Genomic DNA, 13438 nt, shown 5'->3' with positions numbered 1-13438 from the left:
AAGTAACGTTTTTAGTTTACTTATTGTCGAGGCCTGCGTATATTGGAGGGCATGAACAATGTCCTCCTCATTGCGGCTACCTGCCTGCTTGGCCTGCTGTCCACTACGGGCGCTTCGCTGCCATACCCGATCCTGCCGCCGCTGTTTGCGGCGGAAGCCCACAACTCGCTGAACAACTTCCTCGGGCTGCCGCCCAAGCTGCTGTTCGGCATCGCGCTGACCGTGAACCCGATCGGCCTGGTCATTGGCTCCGCCTTGCTCGGTCCTTTGTCGGACCGTTACGGACGGCGCCCGATCCTGCTGGCGACCGCACTCGGTGCCGCCGTCGGCCACGCGCTGACGGCAGTGGCGCTGGTGATGCAGTCATATCCCCTGTTTATCCTGGCCCGCTTCGGCACCGGCCTGCTGGAAGGGAATGGCGCCGTGGCGCGTGCCCTGGTGGCGGAGAAGCTGGAAGGCCCGCAGCGCTTGCGTGCGTTGTCGCTGGTGAATGGCTCGCTGCACCTTGGCTGGCTGGTGGGCCCCGTGCTGGCAGGCTTCACGCTGGCGTTCGGTATTACGGTGCCGTTCTGGGTGGCCGTGGCCGCACTGATACTGGCAGCGGCGCTGGTGGCGCTGACGGTGCCGCGTGCAGCCAAGGCTCCGACCGATGGCGCCTCGTGGTGGCAGGTGGCGCGCTCGCACCACGCCATGAACCTGCTGCGCTTCCCTGAATTGCGTACGCTGTTCATCGTGCAGTTGGCGCTGACCTGCGGGATTACCGGTTTCTACGAATACTACCCGCTATGGCTGGTGGAGCAGGGTGGCTACGACGCGCGCGGCATTGCGACCATCAATATGGCGATGTGCGCGATCATGACGCTGGCGGCCATTATCGCGGGCCGGCCGAGCAGGATCGAACCGCTGCATCGTGCCAGCTGGCTGGCCTTCGGCCTGGCTGCGTCAGTTGCGGGTGTTGCGCTTGGCAACCTATGGATCGGCATGGTGGCAATCTGCCTGTTCGGGCTGCCGAATGCCTTCTATAACGCGACGGTGCAGTCGTGGGCGGCGGACCGCTTTGCGGTGCACGGGCAAGGCTCCGTCATGGGGCTGCTGTCGATGACGTTCTGCTTCGCGAACATCGCGATGGCGGCCATCGGTTCGGTGCTGGCACTGGTCGATACACGCCTGATCCTGCTGCTCGGCGCCGTGCTCGCAGCGTGGGCCGGCTGGCGCCTGCGCGGCTGGCGCGCGGAACTGGCGGCGGCGCCCGCCCAGCGCACGGTGGCAGGTCCGGAAGGGGCCAGCGTATGAACACCGCCGACCAGATCCTGTTCCTGCTCAAGACACGCGGCCCGCGCACAGCGCAGCAACTGGCCGAGTTGCTTGACTTGACTTCGATGGGCGCGCGCCGGCACCTGGAAGCGGCGCAAGAGCGGGGCTTCGTCAGCTTCGAAGATGTGGCGGAAAAAGTCGGCCGCCCATCGCGCCGCTGGCTGCTGACCGACGCCGGCCACGCGCGCTTCCCCGACCGCCATGCCGACCTGACGCTGCAGCTGATCACGCAGGTGCGCGCCCTGTTCGGTGAGGACGGGCTGGAGAAGCTGATCACTGCACGCGAGCAGGCCAGCGAAGCGTTTTATCGAGAAACAATTGGTGACGGCGCCGCGCTGGCAGGGCGCGTGCAAGCCCTGGCCCTGGCGCGCGATGTGGAGGGCTATATGGCCGAAGTCGAGCCGCAAGGCGACGGTAGCTTGCTCCTGGTCGAAAACCATTGCCCGATTTGCGCGGCAGCCCGGGAATGCCAGAATTTCTGCCGCTCGGAACTCGACGTTTTCCAGCGCGTGCTTGGGCCTGACTGCACCGTGCAGCGCGAGGAACACATCCTGGCCGGCGCACGCCGTTGTGCCTACCGGATCAAGCCTGTGTGACAGCATTCCCGCCGCTGGTGTAGAGTAGGGGAAACCCAACGGAGGCAGCAATGGACGATGAAACCAGGCGAAAATTTGTCACCGAAGTGTGGAAGCGGTTTGTCGAAGTCCAGAACTGGGCCATCGCCAACTGGCCGGACGCGGAACATCCGCTCAGCTCTTCCGATTTTGTCGAGGGCAGGAAGGAAATCCTGGGCCTCGGCTTGCCTGCCAATCTCCGGCTGGGCCACGAAAAGCCCCAGCCAGCCCCGGAGCCGGAACAGGGCGGCCCGCAATATCAGGAAGTGACGCCAGCTCCCTGGCCGTGAGGTCGGCCATGGGTGGCGCCGCGGTAGGTTGCGTAGCTGACCGCCAGGCAGGCCACCAGGCCGAAAGCCAGGTGCAGCGCACTGTCGAACAGCAGCGGCGCCACCAGCCCGGACACCAGCGCAAACAGCATCATCTGCAGGAACGACTGCATCGACGCGGCCAGCCCGCTATTCTGAGGGAACAGGTTCATGCCGGCCAGCGTCAGCGGCGGCATTGCCAGGGCCAGCGAGAACGAGAACAGGAACAAGGGCAGCACGGCCCATGGAATGGTCGCTGCGAAGAACCAGTTGTAGCCCACGTTGAGGGCCGCGGCAATGGCCATCAGGCCGTAGCTCAGTTGGATCAGCTTGGAAGGCGCCATGCGGTGTGCCAGCTTGCCGCTCACGGTGGCGCCCAGCACGTGGCCGCTGATGAGGGGGATGAACAGCCAGGCGAAGGCGGTTTCCGGCAACTTCAGGATGTGCATGATGAAGTAGGCCGCCGACCCGATATACAGGGCAAACCCACCGAAGGCCGCGCCGAGCGATACCGACAGCAACAGGAACTGGCGGTGCTTCAGCACCATCCAGTAATTGCGAGCGATGGCGCCCAGGTGCAAGGGGTGGCGCTTTTCCTGCGGCAGGCTTTCAGGCAGCCAGCGCCAGACGGCAATCCACATCAGGACGCCAAAGGCGGTCAGGAACCAGAAAATCGAGCGCCAGCCGAAGGAAACCTGCAGCCAGCCGCCCAGTACGGGCGCAATGGCAGGCGCCAGGCCGAACACCATCATGATGTTGCCGAGCATTTTCTGCGCTTCCATGCCGTCAAAGCGGTCTTGCACGATGGCGCGGCCGATCACCGACCCTGCGCCGGAGGCCAGGCCTTGCAGGATGCGGGCGCCCAGCAGGAATCCGAAGGAGCCGGCCAGGGCGCCGCCCAACGAAGCCAGGACGTACAGCACCAGCGACCACAGGATGACCGGGCGGCGGCCAAAGCTGTCCGACAAGGTGCCGTAGAACAGCATCATGAAGGCGAAGGTAAACAGGAACAGGCTCAGGGTCTGCTGGATCGCCATCGGGCTGGCGTTGAAAGTCTCGGCGATCGCCGGGAAAGAGGGTAAGTAGGTGTCGATTGCCAACGGGCCGACCATGGTCAGGCCGGCAAGCAGCAGGGTAAGCAGGATGTTCTTCATGTGGTGCCCGAGAGTGAGCGCGTTATTTTAAGGGAATCCCGAACTATCTGCTTATGACTGGAAAGCATAAGCTTGTGCAAACAGTTTCTTTCGCTTTTTGATGTAATCTCGATATTCTTGTGTCTTATGGCTATCGATTCTTACGGCGCCTCCAGCGGCGCAACGCGTTGGGACCTCGACGAGGTGGTTCACCAACTGCGCGTGTCGCGCGAAGCGACCCACAATATCCGTCACCAGCGCCGCGTGCGCGAGCTGCCTTCGCGCGCGGAACTGGTGCAAATCCTCGAGGGCTTGTCGGCTGCCTTGTTCCCCACGCATTATGGGCGTCCGAACCTGACCGATGAGAGCATCGACTACTTCGTCGGCGACACCCTGAACACCACCCTGGACCGTTTGCACGAGCAAGTGCGGCGCGGCCTCCAGTTCGGTGCCGAAGTGGCAGAGACTGAAGAAGACCAGACGCGTGTGGCGCTGGATATCACGCGCGCGTTTGCCGCCTCGCTGCCGCAGATCCGCGCGCTGGTGGTATCGGACGTGCAGGCGGCCTACGCCGGCGACCCGGCCGCGACATCGATTGCGGAAATCCTGTTGTGCTATCCAGGCATGGTAGCCATCCTGCATTATCGCCTGGCGCATAAGCTGCACGAGCTGGGCGCCCCCTTCATTGCACGCATTGTCAGCGACATTGCCCACTCGAGGACAGGCATCGACATTCACCCGGCGGCGCAGATCGGCGCCAGTTTCTTCATCGACCATGGAACGGGGGTAGTCATCGGCGAAACCACCATCATCGGCGAACGCGTGCGACTGTACCAACACGTGACACTGGGCGCCAAGCGCTTCCCAGCCGACGAGTCCGGGCAATTGATCAAGGGGACGCCGCGCCATCCCATCGTGGAGGACGACGTCGTGATCTATGCTGGCGCAACGGTGTTGGGGCGGATCACCATCGGCGCCGGTTCCACCGTGGGCGGCAATGTCTGGCTGACGCAGAGCGTGCCGCCAAACAGCAATGTCTCGCAAGCCCAGATGCGCAGCGACTAAAGGCGGGAAACCGCAAAAGAGTGATCGTTTCGTTCCCGCTTGGTGACTACTATCGAAAAAGTCGATCGGTAGCGCGCATATTATGCGTTTTACACTGATCGGCAGTCGTCGCATAATGGACCACCATTCCCCACTGGAGTCCAGACAATGAAAAAACTGATCGCCTTTGCCCTCGCCGCCGGTTTCTCGCTTGCCGCATCGGCCGCACCTGAAACCTATGCCATCGATCCAAGCCACTCCTTCTCCCGCTTCGAATACAGCCACTTCGGCTATTCGACCCAGGTCAACAAGTTCAATAGCACCACCGGCAAGATCCAGATCGACCGCGCCGCCAAGACCGGTTCCGTAGAGGTGACCATCGACCCGAAATCGGTGAATACCGGTTCCGACCTGTTCAATGGGCACCTGCAAGGCCCTGACTTCCTCGATTCGGCCAAATACCCGGCCATCACCTACAAGTCGACCAAGTTCCTGTTCAACGGCGACAAGGTGGTCGGCGTGGAAGGCAACCTGACCATCAAGGGCGTGACCAAACCGGTGAACCTGGAAGTGACTTCCTTCCACTGCATGCCGCACCCAATGTTGAAGAAGGACGCGTGCGGCGCCAATGCTGTCGCCAAGATCAAGCGTTCCGACTTCGGCGCCGGCAAGTATGCGCCGCACGTCAGCGACGACGTGACGCTCGGCTTCTCGGTCGAATCCGTCAAGGAATAAGGCATGAACAGACCGATGCTGGCCGCAGCCTTGCTGGCTGCCGGTCTGTCGCAGGCCTATGCGACGGACATGATCATCACGAACGGCAAAGTCGCCACGATGACGCGCGAAGGAGCCTTTGCGCAGGCAGTAGCCATCAAGGGCGGCCTGATTACCGCAGTGGGCAACAATGCCCAGGTGCTCAAGCTGAAGAAGCCGGGCACGCAGGTAATCGACGCCGGCGGCCGCACGGTCATTCCTGGCCTGAACGACTCCCACCTCCACATCATCCGCCAGGGCCTCAACTACAACGCCGAGCTGCGCTGGGATGGCGTGACCTCGCTGAAGCGCGCCATGCAGATGCTGCGCGAGCAGGCGGCCCGCACGCCTGACGGCGCGTGGGTCAAGGTGGTGGGGGGATTCAATGAATTCCAGTTCGAAGAAAAGCGCCTGCCGACGCTGGAAGAACTGAATGATGCGGTGCCGGACAAACCGGTGTTCATCCTCTACCTGTACGGCCTTGGCTTCGTGAACAAGAAGGGCATCGAAGTCCTGGGCTACGACAAGGACACCAGATACAAGGACGGCGTGGTCGAACTGGGCGCCGACGGCAAGCCGACCGGCCTGCTGGTCGCCAAGCCGAACGCCATGGTGCTGTATTCCACGCTGGGCAAGACCGGCGCGCTGCCGCGCGAACAGCAACTGAATTCAACCATCCAATACTACCGCGAGATGAATCGCCTTGGCGTCACCAGCGCCATTGATGCGGGCGGCGGCGGCCAGGCCTATCCCGACGACTATGCGGTCAGCCTGGAGCTGGCCAAGGGCGGCAAGCTGACTGTACGCACCTCCTACTACCTGTTCGCACAGAAGCCGGGCAAGGAGCTGGAAGACTACCAGCGCTGGCTCGCCACGGCCAAGCCGGACCACAACGACCATATGTTCTACCCCAATGGCTACAACACCGAAGGGGCAGGGGAGAACCTGGTATGGAGCGCCGCCGACTTCGAGAACTTCCTCGAACCGCGCCCCGAAATGCCGGCTCATATGGAGAGTGAATTGGAGCAGGTGCTGCGTCTGCTGGTGAAGAACCGCTGGCCATTCCGCATCCACGCCACCTATGGCGAGTCGATCGAGCGTGACCTGGGGGTGATCGAAAAGGTCAACCGCGACATGCCGTTCAATGGCCTGCGCTGGTTCTTCGACCACGCCGAGACCATCACCGACGAACAGCTGGCGCGCGTGAAGAAACTGGGCGGCGGCGTGGCGGTGCAGGACCGCATGTACTTCCAGGGCGAGCACTATTGGAAGCGCTATGGCGAGCAAACGCGCCAGATGCCGCCGCTGCGCAAGATGCTGGAGATGAAGATCCCGGTCGGCCTGGGCACGGACGGCACGCGCGTATCGAGCTACGGACCATGGCCATCGATTTATTGGGCGGTGACCGGCAAGACCGCCGGCGGCATGCCGATGTGGCGGACGAAGGACCGCCTAAGCCGCTACGAAGCCCTGCAGCTGATGACCCAGGGCAGCGCCTGGTTCAGCGGCGAAGAAAAGCTGAAAGGCCAGATCGCCAAGGGCCAATACGCCGACCTGGTGATCTTGCCGAAGGATTATTTCAAGATTCCCGAAGCGCAGATCAAGACGCTGGAAAGCGCGCTCACGGTTGTGAATGGCCGCATCGTCCACGCCGGCGCCGACTTCGGCCAATATGCCCCCGAGCAGCCCCCCGTGCAGCCCGACTGGAGCCCCGTCAAATACTACGGCGGCTACCAAAACCGCTAAACCCCACGCCCGAGCCCGTGTCCCACCTTGGGGTCACACCCGAATTGGGACACGAACTCAGCAGATAGTCGGCTGAGACCGTGTCCTGTTTTGGGTGTGACCCCAGGGTGGGACACGAACTCAGCAGTAGGTGTTGCGGGCGGGCCATTGACTTCTTGGCGGCGTGGCCGATACTTCCTTGACCGCCCATCCTGCCTGAAGGTGTTCCCATGGATCTGCTGCAATACCTGCCACGCGTCGATGCGGCGCGCAGTGCAATCGTCGACCGCGGTATCGAGGTGCAAGCCAGTTTCAGCACCTTGTGCGCAGTGGAGTATATGAAGTCCCATAACATCGCTCCCCACATCATCCAGCGCGTCTTGTTGCAGCCCGCGCAACGTCGTGCGGCTGCTCAGGTTATGCACAAGAGTTAACGACAAGTAACGAGCGACTTTAATTAGTTAAAGAATGCGGGTGATAATTTGTGATATTTTAAGTCATTGATTCTTAGGGTACTTTTTTCTGCACATTGAACAGGCAGTTTGTTGGAAATGGCGTCGTTGCGGGCTGTTTGCCTTGTCAAGACCTGCTTATCAACAAAGATATCCACAAACAATGTGGATAATTGGAAAAGCCCTTTTCAATCCGCCACTTACGGGAGTTTCGGCGGAATTCGAGGCGAGATGAGGGTAAAATAAATACTGTACGCGTGTACAGTGGTTATTTCAGGATGTGCCCGGAGGCCTTGAAACTGCCTGCTTCCGAACCCGGCTGGACCTGGATATCCACAGTTGAGGCAGGCTGGCCGATGACCAGTTGGCCCGACCATGCTTCACCATGTTGCAGACCCTGCAAGATCGCCGCAAATTGTTCGCGGTGCTGGTTATACCTGGCCAGCTGCGATTGCAGGATTTGCAGGTCGGAGTAATTGCGCAGCGAGGAAATCACCGTGGTGAACAGCTTGCGCGTGGTGAGGTCGGTCTTGCACCAGAAATCGTTGATATCGTAATCGAGGATGATGCTGTGCTCGAGCGCCTGGCCCGGCTGGCCGGTCCGCAGCACGATGCGCACCAGTTCATTCTTCAGTTCGGAGCGGATCTGGTTGGCCACGCGCAAGCCGGCATCGCTGGTTTCCATGATCACGTCCAGCAGCACCAGGGCCACGTCGGGATTGTTGCGCAGGGTGGTCAGGGCTTCTTCGCCGGAGTAGGCGTGCAGGAAGCTGAGGCGGCGCCCCATGAAGCATGCATTGCTGAGTGAGAACTTGGTGACCACGTGCACGTCAACGTCATCATCGACGATCAGCACCCGCCATGGGGCGGGATTGGCGCCTGGAGCCTGTTCGGCGGTGCTGGCTTGCGCCTCGTCGTCGATCATCCATCCTTCGCTTGCGTCGTCGTCAGGAACTTTCACGTCCATGCATTTTCCTTTGTCGGTTGTGGACACACTATTCCGCGCCGGAACATTTGTCAAAATATTTTCCGAACGCTCAGTGAGTTGCAAGAAGGCATGCACTCAATCTTGCTAAGTCATTGATTTCATTCAAACTAATTGCTTGCCAAAGAATTGGGCAATTTATTGAAAGCCGCGCCGTTAAAGGCGAAAAGGGCTGTCAAGACCGCCTTTTCCACATGCTTATCCACAGTGGAAGTGGATAACTGGAATTTCCTCTTTAAAAACTTCGTATTACGGCAATTTTATCATCCGGACTATCAAGCTGCTGCCTTGAGGCGGTCCAGTTCGTTCAGGAAGCGCTCGCAGGCCAGGCCCGGCGCCCAGGGTTCCCAGGCGTTTTCTCCATACAAGGCCTGCAAGGGATCTTCCTGCAAGGGCACGGCGGTAATCTTCAATGTGCGCCGCACTTCATCATTGCTCCAGCCCACCACATGGACGGCTTCGCTGGCCGCTGCCAGGCGGTCGGCCCGCTTGTGGACCTGGTATTCCTTCGGCGTCCAGGCCGGCAGGCCATAGCGCAGGAACACGGCCTGTTCCAACCGCTGGCTCAGTTCGCGGAAGCTGTCGCCGAGGAAGGGCTTGAGCACCGAGATGCAATCGAAGCCAAGCAAGCCTTCTTCCGCGTCGTGCAGCAACTCGCGCAGGCAGCGCAGCGGGTCGAGTGGAGTGGGCGACCACAGGCGCCTCAATTGCAGCACCGTGATCGAATGCTGGGCGACGGAGAGGGGCAGTGGCCAGGCCGAGTGGCCGCCCCAGCGATAGGTGCGCGCCAGCCCCAGTGCAAGGTCGGAGTCGTCCCAATCGAAGGGCGTGGGATCGAGCAAGTCCAGCCGCCGGCCGGATGGCATGCGCACCCAGGCGCGTTGTGTCGTCATGCCGCTATCGTATCGTCGCGACGCAGGTCGTTGCAAGCTTGCAGGATAAGCGTTTCGAGTTCGGGCAACAGTGCGGCAGCGGCTTCCAGGTCGCCGGCGGCGCTGGCCTTTTCCATTTGATGGCACAGGGTGTGCAGTTCGGGTGCGCTCAGGTAGCCGCAACTGCCTTTCAGCGCATGGAAGGCGCTGGTGGCGGCTTCGCCATCGCCGTTCTGCAGCCCCAGGCGGCCTTCGTCCATCCGGCGCGGCGCTTCCTCCAGGAAGGCTTGTGCGATGCGCTGCTGGTGGCGTGCCGTCATGCCGCTGAGCGGCAGGATATGGATTGCAGGGTTGGCCGGCGCCACGCCGAACATATCGTCCAGTTCGGCCAGCGTGGGCGCGGTGCGCGGCAGGCTGCGGCCGCGATTGAGCAACTTGGCGATGGTTTTGTCGAGCTGGTCGAACAGCAGCCGTTCGTCGACCGGTTTGCTGAGGAAGGCGTCCATGCCGGCCGACAGGTAGCGTGCGCGGTCAAGGTCGTTGGCGTTGGCGGTGAGGGCAATGATCGGGATCAGCGGATCGCGCGAAGGATGGTCCTGGCTGCCGCCACGGCGTATCAGGCGCGTGGCCTGCTCGCCGTCCATTTGCGGCATGCGGCCATCCATCAGCACCATATCGAAATCGTGCTGGTTCAGGGCGCGCAGCGCTTCCAGGCCGTTTTCGACGACCACCACTTCGTGACCCATGCCTTCCAGCAGGGTACTGATGATGATCTGGTTGGTGCGAACGTCTTCCGCGCACAGCACACGCAGGCGGTAGGCATGGCGCAGGTGGACCGGGATCTTGACCGGGTCTTGCTCCGGCAGTCCGCCCAAGGCGAGCGGCAGCGAGAAGCGCAAGGTAGTGCCTTTGCCGAGGCGGGTGTCTGCTTCAATCTGGCCGCCCATCAGGTCGACCAGCTCCTTGCAGATGGCCAGGCCAAGGCCGGGACCATCGGCGCGGCGGGTCGACGACAGGTCGGCCGGCTCGAATTTACGGAACAGGCGTGGCAGCATTTCCAATGGAATGCCGGGGCCGGTGTCGGTAATGCTGAAGCTGACGCGCGCCAGGCCGTCGGTTGTTTCGCCCGAGGCGCGCAGCCGTACTTCGCCACGTTCCGTGAACTTGATGGCATTGCCCAGGAGGTTGAGCAGGATCTGGCGGATGCGATTGGGGTCGCCCTGTACGTGGCGCGGCAGGCCCGGCGCCAACTCGCAGCGCAGCAGCAGGGCCTTGGCGTCGGCTTGTGGGCGCAGGATGGTGATGGCTTCGTCGATGATGTCGATCAGGTCCAGGTCCTGGGTGTTGATCGACAGGCGGCCGGCGTCGATGCGGGAGAAATCGAGCAAGTCGTTGAGGATGGCCAGCAGGGCTTCGCTGTTCTTCAGCCCGATCCGCAGGTATTCACCGGTGCGGTCGGCGATGGTGCGGTCGCGCAAGGCAAACTTCAGCATGCCGATCACGCCGGCCAGCGGCGTGCGGATGTCGTGGCTCATGGCTGCCAGGAAGTCGATGCGGTGGCGGCCCAGTTTCTCATTTTGAATCTGGGTTTGCCTCAGCGCGGCTTCCCGCGCTTGCAGTTGCTTCTTTAGGCTGCGGTTCTCCCATATCAACAGGATAAACGCCGCCAACCCCAGAATTAATAACAGGGGCGCTACTGGTTCAATCAACGATGCAAACGAAGAAAACAAAATATTAATGATCTCCTCAATAGCAATTATTGTAATGGACAAATAATCATGGCGTGATACTGAATTGTTATGCCCCGGCGCACTCGTGTATGATCCGGGCTATGTTAATTTCTCCAGAACAAGGGCTGGCCTTCCTGGCCGCCGCCATGCTCATTACGGTTTCCCCAGGCCCGGATAACCTGATGGTTTTAAGTATGGGCATGTCCCGTGGACGCAAGCAGGGCGTGGTGTTCGGCCTGGGCTGCGCCCTGGGTTGCCTGAGCCACACGCTGCTGGCCGCGCTGGGCGTGGGCGCGCTGATTGCCGCATCGCCAACAGCCTTTACCGCACTCAAGGTTGCGGGGGGACTCTACCTCATCTGGATGGGATATGGCGCACTGCGCAGCAAGGGCGGCGCCCAGGTCGGCCAGGCGGCCCTGCCGGAAGAATCTTTGGGCAAGCTGTTTGCCAAGGGTTTGTTCGCTAATGCGATCAATCCGAAGGTGGTGCTGTTCTTCCTGTCGTTCCTGCCACAGTTCGTGGTGGCAGGGCGCGGCGACGCCAGCTGGCAGACCGCGCAACTGGGCCTGATCTTTACCATGCAGGCTTGCCTGCTGTTCGGGGCGCTGGGCTACTTTTCCGGTGCCGTGGGCAAGTGGATCAACCGCAATCCGCGTGCCGGGCTGTGGCTCGACCGCGGCGCCGGTGCGATTTTCGTCGGCCTGGGATTGCGCCTTATCGTCGCGCGCTGATCGCGAATTTCAGCTCCAGCTCGTCTTTCACGGCCAGTGCGCCGCCAAAGACGGCAAACGGCGTAATGCCGAAGTCGCTCTGCTTCACCGTGAAGGCGCCGTTGGCCAGCACGGTGCTGCCGTCCTCGCGCAATTGCATCTGCACCTGGTAGGAGCGCGTCACGCCGTGCAGGGTGACTTCCACGCGCAACCTGTCTTTCATTCCCGCTTCGAACGCGGCTCGCACCAGCACCCAGGGGTAAGCCTGCGCTTGCAGCACCTTGCTGAACATATTCCTGCGCGTGCCATCGATGGCGTCGGCGGAGGGCTGGGTCGCAAGCCCGGCTTCCTTGCGCAGCGCAGCTTCGTCGACCGTGAGCTGGTCGAGGCGGAAGCGCAATTCAGTACGGCCCTGTTCGAGGTCCACGAAACCCTCGATCTGGCGGGTGGCAACCAGGTGATCGTGCCCCATGCGCGCCAGCGGCCCGCCGCGGCGGACTGTGATGGCGATCAGCGATTCGCCAGCCACAATGCGGTGCGCCGCCTGGCTGGCCTGCAGCGACGGAGCCGCTGGTGCCGGGGCGGCGGCAGGTGGTGCGGGAGGCGGGGTGCCGCAGGCGGAAATGGCCACAACCACTGCAGAAAGCGCGGTGCGAAAAGTCCATTTGCAAATTTTTTTTCGCATTGTGACTATTGGAGAGTTTCTAATTTAAAAAGTGTACTATCTTAAACGAAGTCGTGATGTTTTCGTTTTCGAGAATATCCCCTTGCACTTTCAAATCTCTCCCGATTTGAATCCCTTAACCCGCGCAAAGACGCGGGTATTTTTTTTGAGCCGCGCGAAGACGCGGGTATTTTTTGCCCGGCATATTTGATTCCTTAATGAACTCCTAAGCCTTGGCCGGACGAAAGCTGGCAAAGTACGTCCATAGCGCACAGCATCCCTGTACGCCGGGTTGCCGGATTCCTCAATCCGGCACGGTTTCTTCTATCCCCGCGCCCTAAAAAGCGTTTTTCACCGGCCCCTCCAAATTGGCCGGTTTTTTTTTGCCGCTGCAGGTTATCCTTTGCGCCTCGACGCGAATTAAGGATTCCCGATGATCGACCTGTACACAGCTGCGACGCCGAACGGCCATAAGATTTCGATTGCGCTCGAAGAGCTGGCGCTGCCTTACGAACTGCATGTGCTCGACCTGGGCAAGAAAGAGCAGAAGGAGCCCTGGTTCACGGCCATCAATCCGAATGGCCGCATCCCGGCCATCATCGACCGCGCCAACGACAACTTTGCGGTGTTCGAATCCGGGGCCATCCTGATCTACCTGGCCGAAAAGAGCGGACGCCTGATGCCGCCGGACGCCAAGGGCCGCTCGCTGGTGCTGCAATGGCTGATGTTCCAGATGGGCGGCATCGGCCCGATGATGGGCCAGGCCAATGTGTTCTACCGCTATTTCCCCGAGAAGATCCAACCTGCCATCGACCGCTACCAGGGCGAATGCCGCCGCTTGTTCCACGTGCTGGACGACCGCCTCGCCCACCATGAATTCCTGGCCGGCGAGTATTCGATCGCCGATATCGCCAACTGGGCCTGGGTGCGCACCCACCGCTGGTCAGGCGTCGACACCGGGGGATTGCCCCACCTGCAGCGCTGGATACGCCAGATTCGCGCCCGGCCCGCCGTGTTGCGCGGGATCGAGCAGCCGCCCAGCAACGTGTTGGAGCGCGCAGACAGCCCGGATAAAGTCGAGCAATTTGCCGCCGAGGCGCGCAAAATGCTGGAAACCGGCCAATCGCGCTGAAT

Annotated in this window: 14 protein-coding genes; 9 read left to right on the top strand and 5 right to left on the bottom strand. The window is 61.4% G+C overall.

The genetic code is table 11. The features are described 5' to 3' along the window. Positions 1–51 precede the first annotated feature (51 nt). Genes BM269_RS08145 through BM269_RS08135 form a run of 3 tightly spaced genes read left to right on the top strand, consistent with a single transcriptional unit; the run spans position 52 to position 2218 of the window. The gene (locus BM269_RS08145; protein ID WP_090436512.1) at positions 52–1293 is read left to right on the top strand and encodes an MFS transporter; all 1242 of its coding nucleotides are present in this window, start codon (positions 52–54) and stop codon (positions 1291–1293) included. After that, positions 1290–1910 carry a helix-turn-helix transcriptional regulator gene (locus BM269_RS08140; protein WP_090436511.1) on the top strand — a complete coding sequence of 207 codons (621 nt, stop codon included), beginning with the start codon at positions 1290–1292 and terminating at the stop codon, positions 1908–1910. Before BM269_RS08145 ends, BM269_RS08140 begins: the two co-directional genes overlap by 4 nt. 50 nt (positions 1911–1960) lie before the next feature. Then, positions 1961–2218, top strand: a complete 258-nt coding sequence (locus BM269_RS08135) for a hypothetical protein (RefSeq protein WP_090436510.1) — start codon at positions 1961–1963, stop codon at positions 2216–2218. Here BM269_RS08135 and BM269_RS08130 read toward each other — a convergent pair. After that, the gene (locus BM269_RS08130) at positions 2188–3390 is read right to left on the bottom strand and encodes a multidrug effflux MFS transporter (protein ID WP_090436509.1); all 1203 of its coding nucleotides are present in this window, start codon (positions 3388–3390) and stop codon (positions 2188–2190) included. The two genes, BM269_RS08135 and BM269_RS08130, sit on opposite strands and share 31 nt — an antisense overlap. Before the next feature lie 126 nt (positions 3391–3516). Between BM269_RS08130 and epsC the strand changes: the two genes are divergently transcribed. The 4 genes from epsC to BM269_RS08110 all read left to right on the top strand — a co-directional run bounded on the left by epsC (position 3517) and on the right by BM269_RS08110 (position 7325). Beyond that, positions 3517–4434 carry a serine O-acetyltransferase EpsC gene (epsC, locus tag BM269_RS08125; RefSeq protein WP_090436508.1) on the top strand — a complete coding sequence of 306 codons (918 nt, stop codon included), beginning with the start codon at positions 3517–3519 and terminating at the stop codon, positions 4432–4434. Positions 4435–4581: 147 nt separating this feature from the next. Then, positions 4582–5148, top strand: coding sequence for a YceI family protein (locus BM269_RS08120; RefSeq protein WP_090436507.1), 567 nt, complete (start codon positions 4582–4584; stop codon positions 5146–5148). Between the two features lie 3 nt (positions 5149–5151). Next, positions 5152–6912 (top strand): amidohydrolase, encoded by a 1761-nt coding sequence (locus BM269_RS08115; RefSeq protein ID WP_090436506.1) that lies wholly within the window; start codon positions 5152–5154, stop codon positions 6910–6912. Positions 6913–7121: 209 nt separating this feature from the next. Further along, positions 7122–7325, top strand: a complete 204-nt coding sequence (locus tag BM269_RS08110; RefSeq protein ID WP_090436505.1) for a hypothetical protein — start codon at positions 7122–7124, stop codon at positions 7323–7325. 286 nt (positions 7326–7611) lie between these two features. Here the strand turns inward: BM269_RS08110 and BM269_RS08105 are convergent, their stop codons facing one another. The 3 genes from BM269_RS08105 to BM269_RS08095 all read right to left on the bottom strand — a co-directional run bounded on the left by BM269_RS08105 (position 7612) and on the right by BM269_RS08095 (position 10870). Further along, on the bottom strand, positions 7612–8310 hold the full coding sequence (locus BM269_RS08105; RefSeq protein WP_229204545.1) for a PleD family two-component system response regulator: 699 nt from the start codon (positions 8308–8310) through the stop codon (positions 7612–7614). A 293-nt stretch (positions 8311–8603) separates the two neighbouring features. Further along, positions 8604–9221, bottom strand: a complete 618-nt coding sequence (locus BM269_RS08100; RefSeq protein WP_090436504.1) for a phosphohydrolase — start codon at positions 9219–9221, stop codon at positions 8604–8606. Continuing rightward, complete coding sequence (locus BM269_RS08095; RefSeq protein WP_229204544.1) at positions 9218–10870, bottom strand: ATP-binding protein; 1653 nt, start codon at positions 10868–10870, stop codon at positions 9218–9220. Before BM269_RS08095 ends, BM269_RS08100 begins: the two co-directional genes overlap by 4 nt. A gap of 161 nt (positions 10871–11031) precedes the next feature. On the opposite strand from BM269_RS08095, the gene BM269_RS08090 reads away from it, so the two are divergent. Next, on the top strand, positions 11032–11661 hold the full coding sequence (locus BM269_RS08090; protein WP_090436502.1) for a LysE family translocator: 630 nt from the start codon (positions 11032–11034) through the stop codon (positions 11659–11661). Here the strand turns inward: BM269_RS08090 and BM269_RS08085 are convergent. Beyond that, the gene (locus BM269_RS08085) at positions 11645–12271 is read right to left on the bottom strand and encodes a YceI family protein (protein ID WP_229204543.1); all 627 of its coding nucleotides are present in this window, start codon (positions 12269–12271) and stop codon (positions 11645–11647) included. The genes BM269_RS08090 and BM269_RS08085 overlap by 17 nt on opposite strands. A gap of 466 nt (positions 12272–12737) precedes the next feature. Between BM269_RS08085 and BM269_RS08080 the strand changes: the two genes are divergently transcribed. After that, complete coding sequence (locus BM269_RS08080; protein ID WP_090436500.1) at positions 12738–13436, top strand: glutathione S-transferase family protein; 699 nt, start codon at positions 12738–12740, stop codon at positions 13434–13436. Positions 13437–13438 lie beyond the last annotated feature (2 nt).

Source organism: Duganella sp. CF458, assembly GCF_900113115.1.
Taxonomy (GTDB): Bacteria; Pseudomonadota; Gammaproteobacteria; order Burkholderiales; family Burkholderiaceae_D; genus Rugamonas.
This window is presented reverse-complemented; position numbering and strand designations above follow the sequence as displayed.

Excerpts from the sequence above, each read along its gene's own strand:
- BM269_RS08145 (WP_090436512.1), top strand. The coding sequence starts at position 52 with ATGAACAATGTCCTCCTCATTGCGGCTACCTGCCTGCTTGGCCTGCTG.
- BM269_RS08140 (WP_090436511.1), top strand. The coding sequence starts at position 1,290 with ATGAACACCGCCGACCAGATCCTGTTCCTGCTCAAGACACGCGGCCCG.
- BM269_RS08135 (WP_090436510.1), top strand. The coding sequence starts at position 1,961 with ATGGACGATGAAACCAGGCGAAAATTTGTCACCGAAGTGTGGAAGCGG.
- BM269_RS08130 (WP_090436509.1), bottom strand. The coding sequence starts at position 3,390 with ATGAAGAACATCCTGCTTACCCTGCTGCTTGCCGGCCTGACCATGGTC.
- epsC (WP_090436508.1), top strand. The coding sequence starts at position 3,517 with ATGGCTATCGATTCTTACGGCGCCTCCAGCGGCGCAACGCGTTGGGAC.
- BM269_RS08120 (WP_090436507.1), top strand. The coding sequence starts at position 4,582 with ATGAAAAAACTGATCGCCTTTGCCCTCGCCGCCGGTTTCTCGCTTGCC.
- BM269_RS08115 (WP_090436506.1), top strand. The coding sequence starts at position 5,152 with ATGAACAGACCGATGCTGGCCGCAGCCTTGCTGGCTGCCGGTCTGTCG.
- BM269_RS08110 (WP_090436505.1), top strand. The coding sequence starts at position 7,122 with ATGGATCTGCTGCAATACCTGCCACGCGTCGATGCGGCGCGCAGTGCA.
- BM269_RS08105 (WP_229204545.1), bottom strand. The coding sequence starts at position 8,310 with ATGGACGTGAAAGTTCCTGACGACGACGCAAGCGAAGGATGGATGATC.
- BM269_RS08100 (WP_090436504.1), bottom strand. The coding sequence starts at position 9,221 with ATGACGACACAACGCGCCTGGGTGCGCATGCCATCCGGCCGGCGGCTG.
- BM269_RS08090 (WP_090436502.1), top strand. The coding sequence starts at position 11,032 with ATGTTAATTTCTCCAGAACAAGGGCTGGCCTTCCTGGCCGCCGCCATG.
- BM269_RS08080 (WP_090436500.1), top strand. The coding sequence starts at position 12,738 with ATGATCGACCTGTACACAGCTGCGACGCCGAACGGCCATAAGATTTCG.